Annotated in this window: 20 protein-coding genes; 7 read left to right on the forward strand and 13 right to left on the reverse strand. The window is 48.4% G+C overall.

Annotation, left to right across the window (positions count from 1 at the left end; genetic code table 11):
- Nucleotides 1-63 precede the first annotated feature (63 nt).
- On the forward strand, nt 64-576 hold the full coding sequence (locus ACYVGO_RS06460; RefSeq protein ID WP_142776036.1) for a DUF2480 family protein: 513 nt from the start codon (nt 64-66) through the stop codon (nt 574-576).
- 137 nt (nt 577-713) lie between these two features.
- Here the strand turns inward: ACYVGO_RS06460 and ACYVGO_RS06465 are convergent, their stop codons facing one another.
- The 3 genes from ACYVGO_RS06465 to ACYVGO_RS06475 form a co-directional block, all read right to left on the reverse strand.
- Entirely contained in the window at nt 714-1730 is a 1017-nt protein-coding gene (locus tag ACYVGO_RS06465) for an AraC family transcriptional regulator (RefSeq protein ID WP_460968439.1), read from the reverse strand.
- An 87-nt stretch (nt 1731-1817) separates the two neighbouring features.
- Nucleotides 1818-4553 carry an outer membrane beta-barrel protein gene (locus ACYVGO_RS06470; RefSeq protein WP_460968441.1) on the reverse strand — a complete coding sequence of 912 codons (2736 nt, stop codon included), beginning with the start codon at nt 4551-4553 and terminating at the stop codon, nt 1818-1820.
- A 109-nt stretch (nt 4554-4662) separates the two neighbouring features.
- Entirely contained in the window at nt 4663-5460 is a 798-nt protein-coding gene (locus tag ACYVGO_RS06475) for a GLPGLI family protein (protein WP_460968443.1), read from the reverse strand.
- 156 nt (nt 5461-5616) lie between these two features.
- Here ACYVGO_RS06475 and ACYVGO_RS06480 point away from each other — a divergent pair, with 156 nt between their 5' ends.
- The 3 genes from ACYVGO_RS06480 (at nt 5617) to ACYVGO_RS06490 (ending at nt 8431) form a co-directional block, all read left to right on the forward strand.
- Nucleotides 5617-7095, forward strand: coding sequence for a sensor histidine kinase (locus ACYVGO_RS06480; RefSeq protein WP_460968445.1), 1479 nt, complete (start codon nt 5617-5619; stop codon nt 7093-7095).
- Between the two features lie 3 nt (nt 7096-7098).
- On the forward strand, nt 7099-7776 hold the full coding sequence (locus ACYVGO_RS06485; protein WP_460968446.1) for a response regulator transcription factor: 678 nt from the start codon (nt 7099-7101) through the stop codon (nt 7774-7776).
- 166 nt (nt 7777-7942) lie between these two features.
- Nucleotides 7943-8431 (forward strand): nuclear transport factor 2 family protein, encoded by a 489-nt coding sequence (locus tag ACYVGO_RS06490; RefSeq protein ID WP_460968448.1) that lies wholly within the window; start codon nt 7943-7945, stop codon nt 8429-8431.
- A 160-nt stretch (nt 8432-8591) separates the two neighbouring features.
- On the opposite strand, the gene ACYVGO_RS06495 is transcribed toward ACYVGO_RS06490, so the two are convergent.
- From ACYVGO_RS06495 to ACYVGO_RS06510, 4 genes are all read right to left on the reverse strand, one after another.
- Complete coding sequence (locus tag ACYVGO_RS06495) at nt 8592-9167, reverse strand: ribonuclease HII (RefSeq protein ID WP_460968850.1); 576 nt, start codon at nt 9165-9167, stop codon at nt 8592-8594.
- 167 nt (nt 9168-9334) lie between these two features.
- Nucleotides 9335-10405, reverse strand: a complete 1071-nt coding sequence (locus tag ACYVGO_RS06500; RefSeq protein WP_460968450.1) for a VWA domain-containing protein — start codon at nt 10403-10405, stop codon at nt 9335-9337.
- Nucleotides 10406-10410: 5 nt separating this feature from the next.
- Entirely contained in the window at nt 10411-11454 is a 1044-nt protein-coding gene (locus ACYVGO_RS06505; RefSeq protein WP_460968452.1) for a hypothetical protein, read from the reverse strand.
- A gap of 7 nt (nt 11455-11461) precedes the next feature.
- Nucleotides 11462-12322: a DUF58 domain-containing protein gene (locus tag ACYVGO_RS06510; RefSeq protein WP_142776027.1), complete on the reverse strand. Its 861-nt coding sequence runs from the start codon at nt 12320-12322 to the stop codon at nt 11462-11464.
- 84 nt (nt 12323-12406) lie between these two features.
- Here ACYVGO_RS06510 and ACYVGO_RS06515 point away from each other — a divergent pair, with 84 nt between their 5' ends.
- The 3 genes from ACYVGO_RS06515 to ACYVGO_RS06525 all read left to right on the forward strand — a co-directional run bounded on the left by ACYVGO_RS06515 (nt 12407) and on the right by ACYVGO_RS06525 (nt 15034).
- Nucleotides 12407-12787, forward strand: a complete 381-nt coding sequence (locus tag ACYVGO_RS06515) for a DUF4296 domain-containing protein (protein ID WP_142776026.1) — start codon at nt 12407-12409, stop codon at nt 12785-12787.
- The gene (hemG, locus tag ACYVGO_RS06520; RefSeq protein WP_460968454.1) at nt 12787-14130 is read left to right on the forward strand and encodes a protoporphyrinogen oxidase; all 1344 of its coding nucleotides are present in this window, start codon (nt 12787-12789) and stop codon (nt 14128-14130) included. Before ACYVGO_RS06515 ends, hemG begins: the two co-directional genes overlap by 1 nt.
- Nucleotides 14131-14221: 91 nt before the next feature.
- Nucleotides 14222-15034, forward strand: a complete 813-nt coding sequence (locus ACYVGO_RS06525; RefSeq protein ID WP_142776024.1) for a polyprenol monophosphomannose synthase — start codon at nt 14222-14224, stop codon at nt 15032-15034.
- A 32-nt stretch (nt 15035-15066) separates the two neighbouring features.
- On the opposite strand, the gene ACYVGO_RS06530 is transcribed toward ACYVGO_RS06525, so the two are convergent.
- The 6 genes from ACYVGO_RS06530 to ACYVGO_RS06555 form a co-directional block, all read right to left on the reverse strand.
- On the reverse strand, nt 15067-15762 hold the full coding sequence (locus ACYVGO_RS06530) for a hypothetical protein (protein ID WP_460968456.1): 696 nt from the start codon (nt 15760-15762) through the stop codon (nt 15067-15069).
- Between the two features lie 102 nt (nt 15763-15864).
- Nucleotides 15865-17202, reverse strand: a complete 1338-nt coding sequence (locus ACYVGO_RS06535; RefSeq protein WP_142776022.1) for a DUF4249 domain-containing protein — start codon at nt 17200-17202, stop codon at nt 15865-15867.
- 182 nt (nt 17203-17384) lie between these two features.
- Entirely contained in the window at nt 17385-17645 is a 261-nt protein-coding gene (locus ACYVGO_RS06540) for a DUF167 domain-containing protein (protein ID WP_460968458.1), read from the reverse strand.
- 3 nt (nt 17646-17648) lie between these two features.
- Nucleotides 17649-18038, reverse strand: a complete 390-nt coding sequence (locus tag ACYVGO_RS06545; protein ID WP_460968460.1) for a tautomerase family protein — start codon at nt 18036-18038, stop codon at nt 17649-17651.
- 4 nt (nt 18039-18042) lie between these two features.
- The gene (locus ACYVGO_RS06550) at nt 18043-18960 is read right to left on the reverse strand and encodes an SDR family oxidoreductase (RefSeq protein ID WP_142776019.1); all 918 of its coding nucleotides are present in this window, start codon (nt 18958-18960) and stop codon (nt 18043-18045) included.
- 73 nt (nt 18961-19033) lie between these two features.
- Complete coding sequence (locus ACYVGO_RS06555; protein WP_460968462.1) at nt 19034-19756, reverse strand: peptidylprolyl isomerase; 723 nt, start codon at nt 19754-19756, stop codon at nt 19034-19036.
- Between the last annotated feature and the right edge of the window lie 3 nt (nt 19757-19759).

The following is a 19759-nucleotide window of genomic DNA, read 5'->3' on the forward strand; positions in this document are numbered from 1 at the left end:
ATGTAATCAATGGCGATTCTGGCTGCATTATCAATTATTCATTCTCCATTACCCATTAAAAATATGGAAGCTGAAATCATCAATCGCGTTGCCAATAGCGGCCTTATGACGCTGGATCTGGAAGATTATTATCATCCCGGTGAGCGGGTCGTTTACGACTTGAAAGACAACCTCTTTATGGGGCTAATCCTAAAAGAAAAGGACTTTCGGGCTTTTTTGAAAGAACACGACTGGAGCCAGTACGCGGGTAAAAACGTAGCTATTACCTGCACTGAAGATGCTATTGTGCCAACCTGGGCCTATATGCTGCTAACAATTCAGCTACAACCTTATGCGAATACGGTTGTGTTCGGCAATCGAACAGATCTTGAAGAGAAACTCTATTTCGACGCAATCGCCCAAATCAAACCCGAGGAGTATCGGGATGCCCGCGTCGTGGTAAAAGGCTGTTCGAAAGTTCCGGTGCCAACAGCGGCTTATGTCGAGATCACACGCCTGTTGCGTCCTGTGGTGCAAAGCCTGCTTTTTGGTGAGCCATGTAGCACCGTGCCTTTGTATAAACGCCCGAAGGGGTAGACGTGGCTTCCCCGTCGGGTTCGTCTGGTATTGCACCTAATCAACGTCTTATCCTGATGAATAAGGTATCCTCACAGATGGAGGATACCAAGCTGATTCTATATACTGATGATATTTTGCTGCTTCTAGTTGAGTAGTTATAAAAGCTGCCCTTTTTGATAACTCACCGGCGTGGTACCAGTCCATCGCCGAAAGGCCCGATTAAAGGCGCTCAACTCATTGTATCCGAGAATATAGGAGACTTCTTTTACGGGGTGCTGGCCCGTTTGCAGGTAATGCAAGGCCAGGGATTTTCGGATGGAATCAGTCAGTTGTTGATACGTTACGCCCTCTTCCTGCAACTTCCGTTGCAAACTACGGCTGCTCACGTTCAGATTGGCCGCAATGGCATCGAGCGTTGGGACGCCCAGATACGCGTTGGCTAGCAGGAAATTGTTAATCCGTTCGCTTAACGACGTTTTGGTCGTGTGCGCTTCATCGAGTGCGCTTACCTTCCGTAACAACACCGCCTGTAATTCATAATCTGCGGTTAGAATAGGTTCATCCCAAAACCGACTGTCGAACTCCAGTGCATAATCCGTAGCATTCTGAATAGACTGGCAACGCAGCACGCGTATGTATTCGGGCAGGTCTGCTAGTTCGACCGGCATCCTGACCGAAATGGGCCGTATTTTTTGCAGAATCAAACCATCGACCTCGTGCAGGGTAAAGGCCATGAAAAAGTCCATCATCTGGCGAAATACCAGAGGAGAACTCGCCTGATTCTCAGCCGAAGGAATGAATTGAATCGTGAAGGATTGCCCGGAGCGGTTTACCGCCATAGTGAGCAGATCTGTAATCAGGTGAGAAAAGGCCGCAGCCTGTGTCAGCGCTTCGCCAATCGTTTGGCTATGACGGATCAACTCACCCACCACCCCTAACGCGGCCACCTGCAACGACTCACCAAAATGAAGCCCGAAGAATGAATCCCTGCTTAATTCAGTCGCATTCAACCATAATGCATTGATTTGTTGCACGGTCAGGCTGGGACTCGATTCACTTTTCAACGTATCTAACTCAATACCTGAAAGATGGCATAACTGTGCCGGGTCGGTATTTTTCTGGACAGCATAGGCCAGTACGTTCAGCGACAGGCGTTTCTGATAGTCTTGCATAACACAAAGCTACAGAAATAGCGCATCGTGTTTTTCCCCTGGCGTGAACTGGTAATGAGTTGGCGTCTGAAGACAAACTTGGCACACTTACACGCCAAACTTTCGAAGGTTATAAACAAAACTCACCAGGAAATAGCGCGTCAGCACCCGGCTTTGTACATCCTCTACGTAGGAATCGCCCGTGTTCCGAATCACACTCCGATTCTGGTTCAGCAAATCGAAACCCTGAACACGAAATTCACCCTGTTTTGCTTTCAGAAACTGCCAGGCGAGAGCGGCATTCCAAAGCGTAAACTGCTGATTGTAGCCTGCCGCCCGACCGGTAGTTGCGGTATAGGTTAGATCGCTGGTGAGGACGAAATTGAACGGGAGCTGCCAATGCACATCGGCAGTTGCGTATTGCGACCAGTAGGCCGTATTCTGCTTTGACAGGAGCGAATAAGTGGCTGTCTGGTAGCTAACCGTTCCGCTAATGCCGTAGTCTACCTTACCGTTATAAGCAGATTGCAGTCGAAACCCCTGGCCCAGACTAACGTTTCTGGACTCGTTCGATTGGTCATTGATTAAACTCACAGCCCGAGTAAAACTGGCATTGGTCATCAGGCTGATACCCAGCTTGCTTGGCTGAAGCGTCCGCCCTATCGACAGGGAGCCATTCGCGGACAAATACCCGCCGGTATTTATTGGTTGGGTTGTCTGTACCCCAGCACTGTTAACAGTTGTCATTGTGCTGATTCGGTTGTCGCTATGGTTCAGACTGGCAAACAAAAACAGACTTTTGCCACCCATCCCACTAGAGCCGTTGAAGGTCAACGTAAGATTATTGTAATATTCAGGCCGAAGTGCGGGGTTTCCAAGGCGAATGTTCAGCGGATTGGTGTTATCCACAACGGGCTGCAACTGCGTTATCGAGGGCGGACTCAACCTCGTTCGGTATTGTAGTCGCAGGCTGCGATTCCTGGAAAACGTATAGCTAAAGAGCGCATTAGGCATCAAATTCAGGTATCTTCGGCTATTCGTCGTATCGACCGATCGGTTATCGACCCGTAATTCCGACTGCTGTAGATCAAAACCTAAGGCGTAGCTGTACCGAAGCCGTCGCGTTTGGAGAGTTGAGCCCAGACGGTGCGTGGCGAAGAGGCTACCAAAATGATTACTCAGGGCGGCATTTGGGCGGTCGTACTGCCCGTTCACGTCGTTAGCATCGACCACATCGCGCTCGGCCCGGTTCCTATTCGTTGCGTATGCGTACCGAAGCTCCAGCTTTTGGGTGAGCGAAAGCGGTTCGGTGAACGATAGTGTCAGCGTATTCTGGAGTGCGTAGCTATTCTGCCGGTTGCGCTGATTGAGCCGGGTGGTAGTGAGGGGATTTGTACCAGTTGAATCATAAAACAGATTAGTAGACTGATTGAGCGCATTGGTCATCCCATTTGTCAGCACCGTATTCAGATTCGCCGATAACGTCCGCCCTTCCCGACGAAATTTTCGCATGAGCAACAGGTTGTTGTAGCCGTTTAAACCATCGCCGGTTGAGCCATAGCGGGTATCACCATCGTTGAGGGACTGTCCTGCTGGCAAATATGATCGGCTGGTTGTTCGGCTGTCGTAACCCGTGGTTTGCCACGACACGTTCGGGGTTATACGCAGGCTGGTCATCGAGTCGAGTTGCCAGTCGAGACGGGCATTGAAGCGATGGGTCGTCTGCCGATTCTGCGAATAATTATGCTGATCGGTGAGGAACGACCGGTCGGGTAATACATTCTCGCGTCGGCTTTGCTGGTCGGTCGTTGTGATGGCCTGATTGATGAAATAGCTCGATGATAGTTCGGCACGTTTTCCCAGCTTATCCCGGTAATTTAAACCACCCGCTTTAATCTCGATGATGTTGGTAGGGGATTGATTCGCTCCGGGTTCTGGACCACCTGGCCCACCAACAATCACGGGCCCACCCGCACCACCACCCAGCGTAAAGTTCTGTTGATTAAGGTTGTTCGCCTGTCCTATAAGCGAAAGCTGACGGCCATTATTGAAGCGATTCACGTTCAAGCGGCTCTGATAGCGTGCATCAGTACCGGCACCAACAGAATTCTGTCCAAAATAACCTTTCCGCTTATCTCGCTTAATGGTGAGATTGATGGTGCGTTCGCGGTTACCGTCGTCGATACCCGAAAACTGTGACTGATCCGACGACTGATCATAGAGTTGTACCTTATCGACAATGTCGGCGGGGAGATTGCGGGTGGCCATCTTGGGGTCATTGCCGAAAAAGGGTTTTCCATCCACCAGCACCCGACTAACTGCCTGCCCCTGTGCTTTTATCGTACCATCACGCGCCACTTCCACACCGGGCAATTTGCGAAGCAACTCTTCCACCTGTGCATTGGGTTGAGTTTTAAACGAACCCGCGTTGAATTCCACCGTATCTCCCTTCACGGCAACAGGAGCCCGCTCCTGCTTAACAACCACTTCGCTGAGTGTATTGGCTTGCTCAGTCATCCGCAATACGCCAACATCAACCGACGTTTCGCGACCGACTATTACCTGGGAAGAAGCATTTCGATAGCCCAGGAACGTCACCAATAATCGAAACCGACCTGTGCCTACATTGCGTAGCCGAAACTGCCCATCTCCATTCGTGATCGTAGCATCTATATACGTAGAGTCCTGGTCGGTGAGTAGCGAAACGGAGGCTAGGCGCAGTGGTTTGCCGCTCACCGAATCGACTACGGAGCCTACAACTTCAGATTTCCCCGTCGCTTTTTGGGCAAGTAAATGACTGCTCCTGGATACCAGCAGGAGGATAAAAAGAGAGAAGAATTTCATGTTGTATTCAGGATGAAGAAGGTTTTTTTTGACAGGATTAACAGGATTTACAAGATTGAGGAGAAGAAAAAATACTACAAATCCTGTTAATCCTGTCGAAAAAAGCCGATCAGTTGCGTTCGCCCATCATCATTTGCTGCTGAAAATCCGCCATGGCTTTTTGGCGGAGATCGGCTAGTTGCTCCGTAGTGACAGTTTGCGCCTGGGCAGATGGCTGAACCTCGTTAGCGTCGATAGCTGATAGATTGACCTTCGTGGCCCGGAATTGCTCGCGGCTACTTTCAACCAACAACACCACACCCGATTCGGGAGTTAGCTCACGAATGGGCGAGTACGTAATGGGTAGCTCGGTGGTGAACCAAACGGTGTAGGTTTCTTTCTTGAACGGTACAGTCGCTTTACGGCAGGTATAGCCCGCAATTTTTTTGGTTTGATCGGTGATTTGCCAGTCGCCCGTGCGCTGAATGGGTGTTTCAGCGCGGTAAAGTTTAGCGTCTTTATCTTTGCCAATAGTCAGCAACGTAACGGTTTTCTGATTAGCCAGATCGACAAATATCTTCTCTTCGAATGGCGGACTGAAATTTGTATTTCGGGGCAAACCACCGCCACCGCCCGGCCCCGGCCTACTATCCATTCTGATAGAAATAGTTTGCGCATCCCGGCTCTCTTTGGCGTATTTATCATCGAATGTCACCTTCTGGCCAAAGGTGCGGGTATCTGGAATGTCGGTTGGGAAGTTAGGATCGCCGGGTTTGATCTGTTCGCCGTTGATGACGATACGCGTCGCGGAGAGATCTACTTTCCTAACAACTTCATAATTGATGTGCCCGGATGTTTGCGCCAGCATCGGGCGGGCGGCTGCCAGAAGCAGTGAGAGGAGAATGGTTAACATACTATGCGTTTTCATACACAATCGCTTGATTTGATTTAATGAGTCAAAGGTCAGGCGATGCTTTGTAACGCACTGCTATATAGTGTTAAACAGTGTTAACGGGTACGCAAAGGCGAGCCTGACAACGTAGATTTGTTCATGAACCGGCGCATACGTTCAATTTTCTGGTTAATGACTACCTGCATTGTGGGGATCAATACCTTTCAGGGCTATTGGCTCTGGACGACCTACCAGCTCAACCGAGAGCAATTTGCCCATACGGTTCAGGACGCGCTGTTTCAGGTATTGGAACGTCAACAGGTAGACTCCGCGAAGCAATTGATGCGTAAACGGCCTCCGGGTACTCTGACAGAAGCTCGTATGTCGACCGGTTCGGAGACGCAAATTATTGTACGTCGTTTCGATAGACCAGGCGAAGCTTCCGGTGGCGACAAGGCTCAGGTTTTTGTCCGCAGGCGGAATGATAGTTTGCACGCAACCAAATCGTCTGAGCGACTTGTCGTCACCTACAATGCAGGTCGGCCAGCTACTAAATCCGTTTCATTTCGCGCCGATACCCTCGCCCGCAGAATCTCTAAGCTGGTTTTGCTCGATTGGGCGGCTGGTGTCGATGTCAACCTGAGCAAATTGACAGTAGCCTATGCAAAAGAACTCCGCCGTCGTGCGATTGACGCCGATTTTAAGCTCGACACACTTACCATCCGATCGCAACAAACTCAGCAGCAATCCCAGGATAATGTCTTTATCGTTCGCAGGCTATCGACACCTCAGGTGACAAAAAATGATAACGTTTTAAGAACAACACCGGAGCCATTGAATCCCATAAAAAATCTGTTTGTACAGGCTTCATTTGGTACACCAACGTTTTACCTGCTTCGGCGAATGGGCTGGTTGCTGGGCAGCTCCGTGTTTTTATTAATCCTGACCACGGGTTGCTTTCTGTTTATGCTGGCCACGATTCTTCGCCAGAAGAAGTTGTCGGAAGTGAAAAACGACTTCATCAACAACATGACGCATGAGTTAAAAACACCCATCGCAACGGTGACGGCGGCCATTGAAGCACTCCAGAATTTCGGTGCGTTGAATGACCCCAAGAAAACCCAGACCTACTTAGCCATCTCCCAAAATAACCTGCAACGATTGTCGGACCTGGTCGAGAAAGCATTGAATCTGGCCATCGAAGAGAAGCGTGATCTGGAGCTTCAGCCCGAACCTGTTAATCTGGCGAATCTGGCCAATGAGCTGATTACCAATCACCAACTTCGTGCGCCGAAACCAATTCACGTGACGCTGGCGATTCCTGCCGACACTACCGTTTCAGTTGATCGGGTTCACTTTAGCAATGCCCTGAATAACCTGATCGACAATGCCATTAACTATTCCCATGAGCAGGTCGACATTAGTCTGACGTATCAACAGCAGGCCAGCGGTTGGCAACTGATCGTGGCCGATAATGGCATTGGCATCCCGAAAGCCTATCAGTCTGCCATTTTCGACCGTTTTTTCCGGGTACCCACCGGCGATCTTCATCCGGTAAAGGGGTTTGGTTTGGGGCTGGCCTATGTTCAGCAGGTGATCGAACGACATGGCGGGCGAATCCGGGTGCAGAGCGAACCTGGCAAGGGCAGTGCGTTTATTCTAGACTTTTGAGTTATGCCGACCGTTTTACTGATTGAAGATGAGCCCGCTCTGGGCATGATTGTTCGGGATAGCCTCGAAGTCCGTGGCTTCACGGTGTTATACGCCAGCGAAGGCAATGAGGGACTAACCCTCTTCCGACAGCATCAGCCCGATATTGTGGTGGCCGATGTCATGATGCCCCAAATGGACGGTTTTACCCTGGCCGAACACATTCGTCAGGAAAACTCCGATGTACCAATCATATTTCTGACCGCCCGCTCGCAAACTGCCGACGTAGTACGCGGTTTTGAATTGGGCGGCAACGATTACCTCAAAAAACCCTTTAGTCTGGACGAACTGATCGTTCGGATCAATGCGCTGTTGCGCCGAAAGCCAGCTTCTCTGCCATCGTCAACGTTGGAGCTAACCATCGGGCGTTATCAATTCGACCCTTCGAAACAAAAACTCATGCTGGGCGGTCAGACAGTTCTCCTATCGCACCGCGAAGCCGAACTGCTCCGGCGGTTGTACGAGCAACGAAATCAGGTCCTCGAACGCAGTACCGTGTTGACGGAGCTTTGGGGCGAAGACTCATTTTTCAATGGCCGCAGTCTGGATGTGTTTATTACCAAGCTTCGGCGGCACCTACGAGAAGATGCACAAATTCAGATCATCAACATTCGGGGTATCGGCTATAAGTTGATTGTTTAAGTAAGAGTAGCCTGGACGTCCAGGCTACCATAAACCGTTGTATCAAACGGCATTCGGCACAAACAGCATCAAATAAACCTTCCTGGTGGCGTCAACTGGTAATTAGCTGGCGGCTGATGGTAAAACCCAGCCGTCGAGTGACCTGTACTTTTGTCAAAAAAACGCCATGGAAACAATCATAGTCGCCCTCATGCTGGCTCTGGGCCAGCCTACATCATCACGTCAACAAGTTCATAATCAATCCAAAACAAACACGATGGAAACACAATCAATGCAAGTCGTTCACAACTTTTTAACCGCTGTTCAGAAAGGCGATCAGGCAAAACTAGCATCGCTCATTCACCCGGCTATTGAGTGGAACCAGCCGGGAAACAATCGGTTTTCTGGAATTAAAAAGTCAAGTACGGAAGTTTTTCAAATGGTAGGCGGCATGTTTCAGGCCACCGATAATAGCCTGGCCCTAACCGACATCAACGTCCTAACGGCCAACGGTAACAGCGTGGCCTGTCTGGTTCACTGGAAAGCCGTACAACCAAATGGGGGTATACTCGATGTCGATAACATTGACGTATATACCGTTGAGAACGGCCAGATTGTGAAAGCCAAAGTGTACTCGGCCGATGTAGCACAGGAAGATAATTTCTGGTTGAAGTAACGGCGGGTATACAGCCTGTAAGCCATAAAAGTATCCCGATCAATTAAAGAACGCTGCCGGGAATTTCTCACATATGACAAGTTTCACATAATTACGAATATCACCTGGTAATCACTTATAACGATAGCAAATAAGCAGCCTGAATAACCTGAGGACGAACTTACAGTAGTCGAAAACTCATTCGATGGTATTTCGTAGGGCCGAATTGCCGGAGGGCTTCCCGATGAATGGGCGTTGGATAGCCTACATTCTGCGCCCATCCATAGGCCGGAAATTCCTGTCCGAGTTGTGCCATCAGGTCATCCCGATAGGTTTTAGCCAATACCGATGCGGCTGCAATGGACAAGTAATGAGCGTCGCCTTTAATGATGCAGGTATGCGGAATCATGGGGTACGGCACAAACCGATTTCCATCCACTAGCAGATGCTCTGGCCTGATTATTAACGCATCTACCGCCCGGTGCATGGCCAGAAAGCTGGCTTTCAGAATATTGATCTGATCAATATCCGTGTGCGATACTTCGGCAACGGCCCAGGCCAGTGCATCCCGCTCGATGTCTTTTTTCAGGCTCTCACGCTGGCGGTGCGACAACTGTTTCGAATCGTTCAGAATGGGGTGCGTGTAGTTTTTTGGCAGAATAACCGCGGCCGCTACTACGGGCCCAGCCAGACAACCACGGCCCACTTCGTCTAAACCGGCTTCAATAGCCTCGGCGTTGTAATAGGATTTTAGCATCATTTCTTATTTCTGGTTCCAGGCTTAATGTTCCATGTCTCCCGTGGGGTCAGATTCTCAAATCTGACCCTAGTGAGGTTTCTCAAAACCGAATGGTTCATGCAATTCGGTTTTGAGAAACCTCACTAGGCAGGTTTAAGAACCTGCCTTCACTAACTCGCAACAGTTCAATCCTCCAGCACATTACCAAAAATCGTGTTCTTTAACAGCATCGCACACAGGAGGAATGTAATGCCCCAGTACAGATAAATGCGATAAAAATCCTGTACGTCCTCATAAATCCGAACCCGTATCGGCGACTTTTCCAGGCGGTTAATCTGGGCAAATACGGATTGTAGTCGGCGCGTGTCCGTAGCCCGGAAGAAGCTCCCGTTGCCAATGGTGGCAATCGTTTTTAGAATGCCTTCATCCACTGTAACGGCCTGAGACGTGGACGAAACCGGACGGCCAACAGCAATTGTATAGAGTTTAATATTAAACGCTTTAGCCAGCTTGGCAGCGGTAATCGGGTCAAGATTACCTGCGGTATTATCGCCATCACTCAATAGAATAATCAGCTTGCTCCGTTCCGGTTTCCATGGATTTGTTTCAACCTGGGCCGTATCTGTTGGTGAGGGCACCCGCTCCCGCATTCGATTGATACATCGGGCCAGGGCATCGCCAATGGCTGTACCAGAGGTACGAATCATTTGGCTATTTAACTCACTTAGGTATTGTTTCAGTAGTCCATAGTCCGTTGTGAGAGGGCAAAGCGAGAAAGCTTCGCCTGCAAAAACCACTAAGCCGATCCGGTCATTTTTGCGACTATTCACAAATAACTGGGCCACCCGACGGGCAGCCGCTAACCGATTGGGTGGCAAATCGGTTTCAGTCATCGACTCCGATACATCCATCGCCAGCATAATATCAATACCTTCCGATTGTTCATCACGCAATTCCCGCACAATTTGCGGACGAGCCAAAGCTGCTAACAGAAACCCTGTTCCTATAAAGACACTTACAGGTACTAAATAGCGAAGTAAACCAAGCCACGACCGGCGCGTTTGAAGGCGAACCACACCAGAACGAAGCTGCCCAAGAGAGATATTAAGTCGTTGCTGCGCCTTTCTATTCAGATAATAACGCACTAAAAACAAAACCGGAACGGCCGGGATCAATGATAAAGCCAACGGGTATACAATATGAAACTGCTGCCATTGCGCCGGATTTAACCAGTGAAGTGAATACCAGGGTTCCATTTAGGTCAGGAGATAGAAGGAGTTTCGGCCGACTGGCTTATCGTTGAGGAATCCGGATTTTCCGGCACTTGCATTCTGGCGCGGCTACGGTGGTATGTATTTGTGGCCACTTCGCCCAATAATCTTAAAGCAGGCAAGGAGTCGGGAGAATATGCACCACCATAAATCATCAAATCGGCTTCACGTAATGCATTCGTGATGCGTTCATCGTCTATTCGCGCAGCCAATTCTGGAGTAGTCAGGGACGTATACGGCTGTTTATCAAGCTGCTCTAAATAGAGTTTCCACATAATAACGGCCTGGTTTGCAATTTCGGCAGCCGTATATGAATTAATCGTTCGGGTCAGTCGATTATAATCGTTCAAGAAAGTAAGATGGCGCCTTTTTAGCTGATATAATCGCCATTGTCGCCGGATAGCGCGACCAAATAATCCATACATGGCAAAAGAAACAAGGGCGATTGATACAAGTCCTAATGCCAGTGCTAAATAATTAAACTGTTGTTGAAGCGTAGCCAGGTTCGTATTTGTAGCTAGTTTCGACTTCACTGATCCCGATGAATCCAGCATAGCCTGCGCTAGTTTGGATCGCAGAAATACCGTATCGGTCTGTGTCCATTGAGCTGTGCAGTCTGCCTCGTTAATAACCCGAATGGGTACACGTACTAACTGTATAGGATCCGTTTCAAACGAAACCAGTGTATATACAGCACTATCACGGCTAATTGCCTCAAATCCAACACCGGTGGTTTGCGTAGCAAAAACGGCAACGCTCTTTACCCGATACGGCGCGAAATGCCGGGCGTTATCCGGGAAAAGAACATCAATTATTGGCGAATGTCGATAGGTCAACGCATACTGAAATGGGCGCCCTATTTCGATACTATCCGTCAGAAAATGACCCTGCAACGAAAGTTGCCGTGATGGAGATGGCTGCAAGACAGACTGTTGTTTGGGCGGTTGTTTTACGGTAGGTCGTACCGGTTCATTCGCCCAAACTGACTGGGACAATACCAACAGGAAAAGTATAGGTCGTATGGCGTACGTCACAACTGCGTTACTTTCTCACTCTAAATAATTCAACAAGTTTTGGCACAAAGTCCTCCTGCGAATCGAGCGCGAGGTAGTTGGCGTTATATTGTTTACAAAGTCGTTCCAGTCGAACCTGGTTCTGGCGAAACGTATCGTGCAATCCGTTTCGAAACGATAGGGACGACGTATTAACCCATACCGTGCGCCCCGACTCGGTATCATGCACGGGAATAATACCTAACCGGGGAAGATTGACCTCTCGCTGGTCGTATAAATGAATAACAACTAAGTCATGCTTTTTAGCCAACGCCTTGAGGTTATGTTCATAGTTCAGGTCAATAAAATCGGAGAGCAGAATCACCACACTCCGACGCTTCAACGCATTGAGCGTAAATAACAACGCATCGGCAATACTCGTCCGACCCGACTCTGGCTGTAGTTTATACAGGCTCATAATCAGTTGATAACCTGTTTTCATCCCATTGGCAGGTTTTATGTACCGCTCCTTCTGATCCGAAAAACAGTACATACCTACATGGCTGGCCTCGCGGATGGCCGACAGTGCCAGTACCCCACACACTTCTTTTGTTGCCGCCAATTTATCGCGGTAACGCGGACCAACCTGCTGCGATGCACTGACATCGACAACGAAAAAAACCGTCTGATCCTTCTCCTCGCGAAATACTTTTACAAACGTACCATGTCCTTTAGATGACACGTTCCAGTCAATAGCGCGCACGTCATCTCCGTACTGATACGTGCGCAAGTCACTGAACTCTAGACCAGTACCTTTAAAAATAGAGCGAAAACTTCCGCGCATCTGCGAGTTAACCGCCTTGCGGATACGAATATCGAAATTACGAAGCCTGGCCAAGAACTCGTCCATACGAAACAGGCGTTATACTATTTTAACAACCAATACCGAACTTTGCCAATAGGGAATAGCTTACAAAGCTATTCATTTAAACGTATGCATCGAAACCGATTTTGTGCTTACCTCTGGAGTGTGCTGCTGGGTGGCTGGCTGGTTGTGGCCTGCACCGCTCCAGAAGATGAAAAACCAGATGGGCTGATTGCAACAGATAAAATGGCGGATATTCTGACCGAAGTCCATATGACCGAAGCCCGTATAAGTCGCCTGGGGTTAGCCTCAATTGACTCATCGAATATTGCGTATAAACATCTGGAAGCCAACATCTTCAAGAAATTTGGGGTGGATACCGCTACCTATCGGACGAGTTATATTTTCTATTCTTCTCACCCCCAGGATATGGAGTTGATTTATAAGCGGGTTACAGATAATTTACAGAAGAAGATTAGCGCGAAAAATGCAAAACAGCCCAAAGGCTAATGACGGTCGGAATTATTGGGGCTGGTATTTCTGGATTGACACTGGCTTATGAACTACAGCAACTCGGTATAGCGTATCATCTCTGGGAAGCCAGCAGCCAACCAGGGGGCTATATTCAGTCGCGATGGGAATCATATAAAACACCAGCGGGTATTATCAATGGACCTTATTTGTGCGAATTGGGACCTAACTCACTATTGGGTGACGCCAACCTTTTACATTGGATAGATACGCTGGGACTCACTCCTGAGCTATCGTTGAGCAAACCCGTTAGCAAAGCTCGCTATATTTTTCGCGACGGTATGTACAAGAAACTGCCTTCTGACCCACCTTCGCTTTTGTTCGGAAACTTCTTTAGCTGGAAAGCTAAACTGGCCATTTTCCGCGAACGCACGAATAAAACGATACCTCCAGATGGCGAAACATTGTCCAATTTTTTTCGACGTCGTTTCTGTCAGGAGATCATTGATTATGCACTAGGTCCATTTGTTGCAGGCATTTACGCTGGCGACCCGGAGCAACTGCTTGTTTCTGAAACGTTTCCAATACTCCTTCAATATGAAAAAGAATACGGTTCAGTAGTACGTGGCCTAATACAGAACCAATCAGGCATGGGTCGGCGACAATCGTTTAGCTTTCGGAATGGTATGCAAACCCTACCTAATACGCTGGCGGCTACGCTAATAAATCTTTCGCTTAACAACCCTGTTAATCACATTCGGAAACTCGCAAACGGTTGGCAGGTAACAGCCAAAAGTGGCACCCAAACCGTTGATAAATTAGTGCTGGCAGTTGGTACAAACACGGCCGCGCAGTTGATAGATTTTCATTACAAGAAATTGGCTAATGCACTTCGTGCTGTTACCTATCCACCTATGACTGTCGTCCATTCAGCCTATAAACGCACGGATGTGGAGCATCCGCTCAATGGATTTGGGGCATTAAACCCAAAGATTGAAAATCAGTATTCGGCGGGTCATATTTGGAGTAGTTCTATATTTGACGGTCGCTGCCCCCCCGATGAAGTTCTGGTTACAACGCTAGTGGGTGGACAAATGGGTGTTAGCAACGCCCGTCATACCGACAGCGTACTGTCAGAAAATGTACATCGGGAGCTAGCCACCAACTTCGGTATTAAGGCAATTGAACCCGTTTTTCAACGTATTCAACGCTGGGAGCGATCAATTCCTCAATACAATGCAACTATTCTGTCTATTAAAAGCCCTATTAAAGAAATAGAAGTTGATCAGTTATTTGTGTGTGCCAACTGGTACGGAGGAGTGTCTTTGTCTGACTGTATTCAGAAAGCGCAGAAGTTGGCCCGACAATTGACTAATGCTTAGAAGATTAACAATTTTTAATGAATATCTTGTACAAAAACAGCTCGTTTTGGTGTTGTACTGATAACCCCCAACTTACTAACCTACTCGTACCGTGAAAGAGCGCCTGGTCGTTATTCCAACATATAATGAAATCGAGAACATCGAAGCAATTATTCGGAAGGTGTTTAGCCTGCCGGAGCCATTCGATGTACTCATTGTGGACGATGGGTCACCTGACGGTACCGCTCAGCGTGTTCGCGATTTACAGGAAGAATTCCCGGCTACAGGCCCTTCTGTACGGGGTTCACTACCCAGGTTACATTTGCTCGAACGGCGGGGTAAGTTAGGATTAGGCACTGCCTATATCGATGGGTTTAAGTGGGCCTTATCCAGAGGGTATCAGTATCTATTCGAAATGGATGCCGATTTTTCGCACAACCCCGACGATCTGATCAAACTGTACCGTGCCTGTGCTACTGAAGGCCCTGAGCGGGCTGATGTGGCGGTTGGTTCCCGCTATATCCGCGGTGTCAACGTAGTAAACTGGCCAATGGGGCGGGTATTGATGTCGTACTTTGCGGGTGTCTATGTGCGGTTTATTACAGGTATGTCCATCATGGACCCAACAGCAGGGTTCGTCTGTTACCGGGCCGAAGTACTGGAAGTGATTTTGCATAATCCCATTAAATTCGTGGGCTACGCGTTCCAGATCGAAATGAAATTTACCTGCTGGAAATATGGCTTCCGAATTCAGGAAGTCCCCATCATTTTCACCGACCGCACGCGGGGCGTCTCTAAAATGTCATCCAAGATTTTCAAAGAAGCGGTCTTTGGCGTGCTACAGATGAAAATCAGCAGCTTCTTCCGGCACTATATTCCCCGCCGGGAAGCTGCAAAGAAAGTGGAGGAGCCGATTGGAGTGTAAACCAGGATCAATTAGCTACTAATCACGTTTGTTTAATCAGTAACCACTAGACGTTGAGGAAACGTTATAGTATTCAGGCCAACTGTGTAGGTGCCTGGAAGTAACACACGCTCAATAGGTGAACCCAGTGAAAAAACGAGCTGATTAGGGGCATTGCCAATACAGCTATTTAAGCAAGTCGCGTCCGCACTAACGCGTGTCACATTCCCCGTAACCACATTCGTAAACAGGAGCATATCTACATGCGGATTGCTGTATAAGTTTTCGACTGGTAGCCGTAGATCCAACCGTTTTGTCTTACGCGAAAACGTGAATTGATCCGTTGTATTCTGGGCCTTTAAGGGGCCAGTAGCAACCACTACTAATTCATAAACAGCAGTTGTTTTCTGATTACCTACTCGTAAAATTACTTTTTTAGATTCGGTAGTGGTACTGGGGTTACAGGCACAGAAAGCAGACAAGTCTATGGTATTATCAGCCATGACCCCATCCAGTAGTTTTGTTCCCTTGGTCAACTCAAAAACAGGTTGCAATCCTCCGTTCACAACGGCTGGTAACTGGACCGTGATCCGGGCGTTAGGAGCATCGAAACGGACATTTTGTGTCGGTATCCCGACGAATGAAATAGCTTTAATCGCTGGTCTGTCGTTCGTAAGGTCATCTTGTTGCTGGCAGGCCAGAATAAGAGCCCCCAGACTAGCCACTAGCAGCGTCGTTATTATTTTCATACTAATTAGGGATTGGACATAAGAAGACAGACTATATGGTAACTTATAGGTCAATTTTAGAGGCACTTTACTTGTCATTGATACACTACAGCTAGATAGCCATTACTCTCTCCAGCCTTCCGGTTTAAACGGTGTTTGATTGTCGCTTAGCAGGCAGGGGGCAAGAGGAGGCCGGTCGGCATTGGGCCATAAGCGAACCTTGGCTTTATCCCGATCCTTCACATAAGGCGGTGACGGTTCTGGGTTAGGCTGACGCGAATTGAGGGCGTAAAACAACTGATCTGCCCCTTTTCCATAAGCGCCTTTTGGCCGGAGTGTATCCACGGGGCTGGTTGCCCCATAGGAAAGGCCCTGGGTATCTTTCCGATCCAGCCAATAATGCACCTGCGAAACAGCGGAAGCCGAGAAATACCCGACAATCGTAGCCTGAGGATGATCTACCTGACGAACATTCCCCGCCAAAGCAGTAGGTGGCGTATCAGACAAGCCACCCGTATGCTGAGTCTGCTCCTCAAACAGCTTAAAATAGCGGTATGCATCGGGGGTTAGCGAGAGCTGGCGAACATCGACCAAAGCGGGTTGCGTATCATAAAAAGGAACCTGAGCCACCCGTTGCTGGCTAATCAGTCCACCATTGATAAATTTATCGTCCAACACCACAATATCATAGCCGTAAATGATTTGCCAGCAGGCTGTTCGGCACCCGTAATCATACGTCCAGTCTTCTGCAGGCACCTCGGGCGCTTCTTCGCCAGCCTTGCCGGGACGAGGGCTAAAACAGTCTTCGAAGGGCTCGGTGCCTGTCACGAAGTAGTCTCTGTCTTTGTAGACCCCGGGCAGCACCTTGTAGATGGCATAAACGCCCTGTCTGCATGTATGGCACCAGTATTGGCGTTCCCAAAGCTTCCATTCCCACCGGTAATAATTGTGTTGATTTGCCGGGTCCTGACTGTCAATAAACAGGTCGTGGGCCGCCTGATACCCTTTTAGCTGTTGAACAGGTAAACTGGTTGGGTTAAATCGGGCGCTTAGCTTATCAATTGGAGAAACCGCAGCCATCAGCTGTTGGGTAGATACATACCGATTTCCATCCTGAAGCGTAAAGCGGAGTTGATAAGCATGGCCCACCTGCCCTTTAAAATCGCTGGGTAGCTGGTAACTGCCATCTATTGTCTCGTGACAGGCAATTACGGCTGCAGAATCTACCACGACCTCCACCGTTGCTTTCGTTAATGGCACCGTACTAAATTGGCCCGTCAGTCGATCGGCATAGGCACGCTTGAGTTTAATAAGCTGGGGTTCGGCCAGGTTGGTAATTGTTCCTTCTACAACTAAGATATCATTTGTACCATACAAAAGAATATCCGCTGGGTCAATGCAAGCCGATGGCAGAACGAATGTTGTTGCATAAACCAGTAAACGGATAAGGATTGTGCGCATGAGTGCGGTTTGGATAGATCATGAACGTATGAGCAATCTATAAAACCACTTTACAAGCTTATTCTACTTTTAGTAGAAACAAGGAGCGTTTTAATACGTACTAGTTAGCTTAACTGTGCAACCAATGCACATGCTAAGCTACCGTTCATGAGTACCTTAGCATGGATTTGGACGTATTTTTCCTATACTATTTCGGCTAAAAATCGCTCGTAAACTTCTTGCGTTGCATCAATCTCAATCCGCTTATGTGGGTTAGTAAACCCAGCCACAATTGTTACTCTGGACTTGGCAATACCAACCCGTTTGGCCAAAAATTCAATTAGATAGGCGTTAGCTTTCCCGTCCTGCGCGGGCGCTTTGATCTTGGCGGTAAGCAAACCGGCAGCATCGTAGAACAATTGATCTACTTTGCTGCCAGGTTTCACTTTTACATGAAGCGTCATGAATCAGACGTTGATGGTATAGCTCAGCTTGATCTCATCGCCTGTCATGCCCCGGAAGCCCCAATTATGTGCGGGGCTTTCCAGTATGCAGATTTCAAGGTCTGTAAGCGCCAGACCAAGCTGATCGCGAATACGCTTGTAAAGCAAATGAATCAACTTCTTTTTGGTCTCCACCGTACGCCCTTCAATCATCATAAACTCCAGAATAACATAACGTTCTGAAGCCGTGGCGGGCCTGAAAAAATCCTCGTTGTCCAGATAGAAAAATCGGTGCGCCCGCTTGTTGACGGGAAACTGAAGAGCTTCTACCACACAGGAGTGAATTACATCGGAAAGCTGATTTCGAATGGGTAGCAGATGCTCTCGAACACCATAGATTTTAACCTGACTCATAGTTCTATGAGTTGAGCTGGCTCGCCAGCACGGCAATGCCTTCCTCGAATGTGTGCGGGTCATAGCCAAGTACGGTACGAGCTTTGTCTAAAACAAAACCCGTACGGGGAGGCCGCCGAGCCACCTGTGTAAATGTCGATGCATCGGCCTGGGTAATCAGCGACTTGTCGAGGTTAAAATAATCGGCGGTTTTAATGGCCATCTCGTAGGGAGTAAGCACTTCTTTCCCCGAGATATTAAAGATTCCTTCAGCTTCCTGATCGGCAATGAGATAACACCCCATCGCCAAATCTTCGGCCAGGGTTGGACTGCGCCACTGATCGGTTACAACTTTAATTGTTTTACCCTCTTCCAGGGATTTCTTCACCCACAAAATAATATTGCTACGGCTCATGTCATGAGCAATACCATATACGAGCACAGTGCGGGCAATGGCCCAGCGTACCGGAGCGCCGGACCGATCCGCATGCTTCACAACCGACTCACCAGCCTGCTTACTCCAGCCATAAAAGCTAATTGGATTCGCTTCAGCGGTTTCGGCGTAAGGTCCATCCGCACCATCGAAAATGAAGTCGGTCGATACATGAACCAGGAACGCGTTTACCTTACGGCAGGCTTCAACGATATACTCAACAGCATGTACGTTCTGTGCCCAACAAGCATCTTTCTGAATTTCGCACTTATCCACATCGGTCATAGCCGCTCCGTGGATAACTACATCGGGCTGAGCTTCCGAAATCACATCCAGTACCTGTTGCCGGTCGGTGATGTCCATTGACCGATAGGTATATCCTTCCGAAAACGGTAGCCGGTTATCGCCCCGGGCCGTGGCAATTAAGTCAACGTCCGGTTGCTTCGTCAGCAGATCAACTAATTTCTGGCCCAGCAACCCGTTGGCACCGGTAATAAGAATTTTTTTCATAAATAGGAGTGAGGAGTGAGGAACGAGAAGTGAGGAGCACTAACGTGAGAAGATGATTTCACGCAGCAATTTCTCACTTCTCGGTCCTTGCTACTACATACGGATAATGATACTGCTTTGTAATTTTCTTTTTCTTTATCCACTCGCCAGTCATCGTCATACGAATACTCTGATTCGGTCGATCCATTTCATTACGAGGCTGTTTGGCAATACTGTCTACGATGGCCAGGCCATCAACCACTTCGCCGAAAACGGTGTAGTTTCCATCTAAATGTGGAGCGCCACCAAGCGTTTTATAAACTTGTTTCTGCTCATCAGTGGGCATATGCCCTTTCATGGTTTGAATACGCTCCAGTTGCTTTTGCAAACCTGCATCGTCCCAAACGCGCCCCTGTACGATATAAAACTGACAACCGCTTGATGCTTTTGCTGGATTACCATCGCGGGCAGCGGCTAGTGCACCTTTTTTATGAAAGAGCGATGGCACAAATTCTGCCGGGATCGTATAGCCCACATCGCCGTTCCCAAGTGGCTGATCTGCCTTGGCTTTTCGAGAATTTGGATCGCCCCCCTGAATCATAAATAGGGGAATGATCCGGTGAAACAGCAGACTGTCGTAAAACTTCTCATTGACGAGTTTAATGAAGTTTTCTTTGTGTTTCGGGGTTTGGTCATACAGCACAAGCCGCATGGTGCCATAGGTTGTATTGAGCGAAACAAGGTAATCTTTCTTCTTCCGATTTTGGGCCAACGAAAGAGCGGGGATCAAGAACAGCAGTAATAGAATTTTGCGCATAGT

This window comes from Spirosoma migulaei (assembly GCF_054776855.1).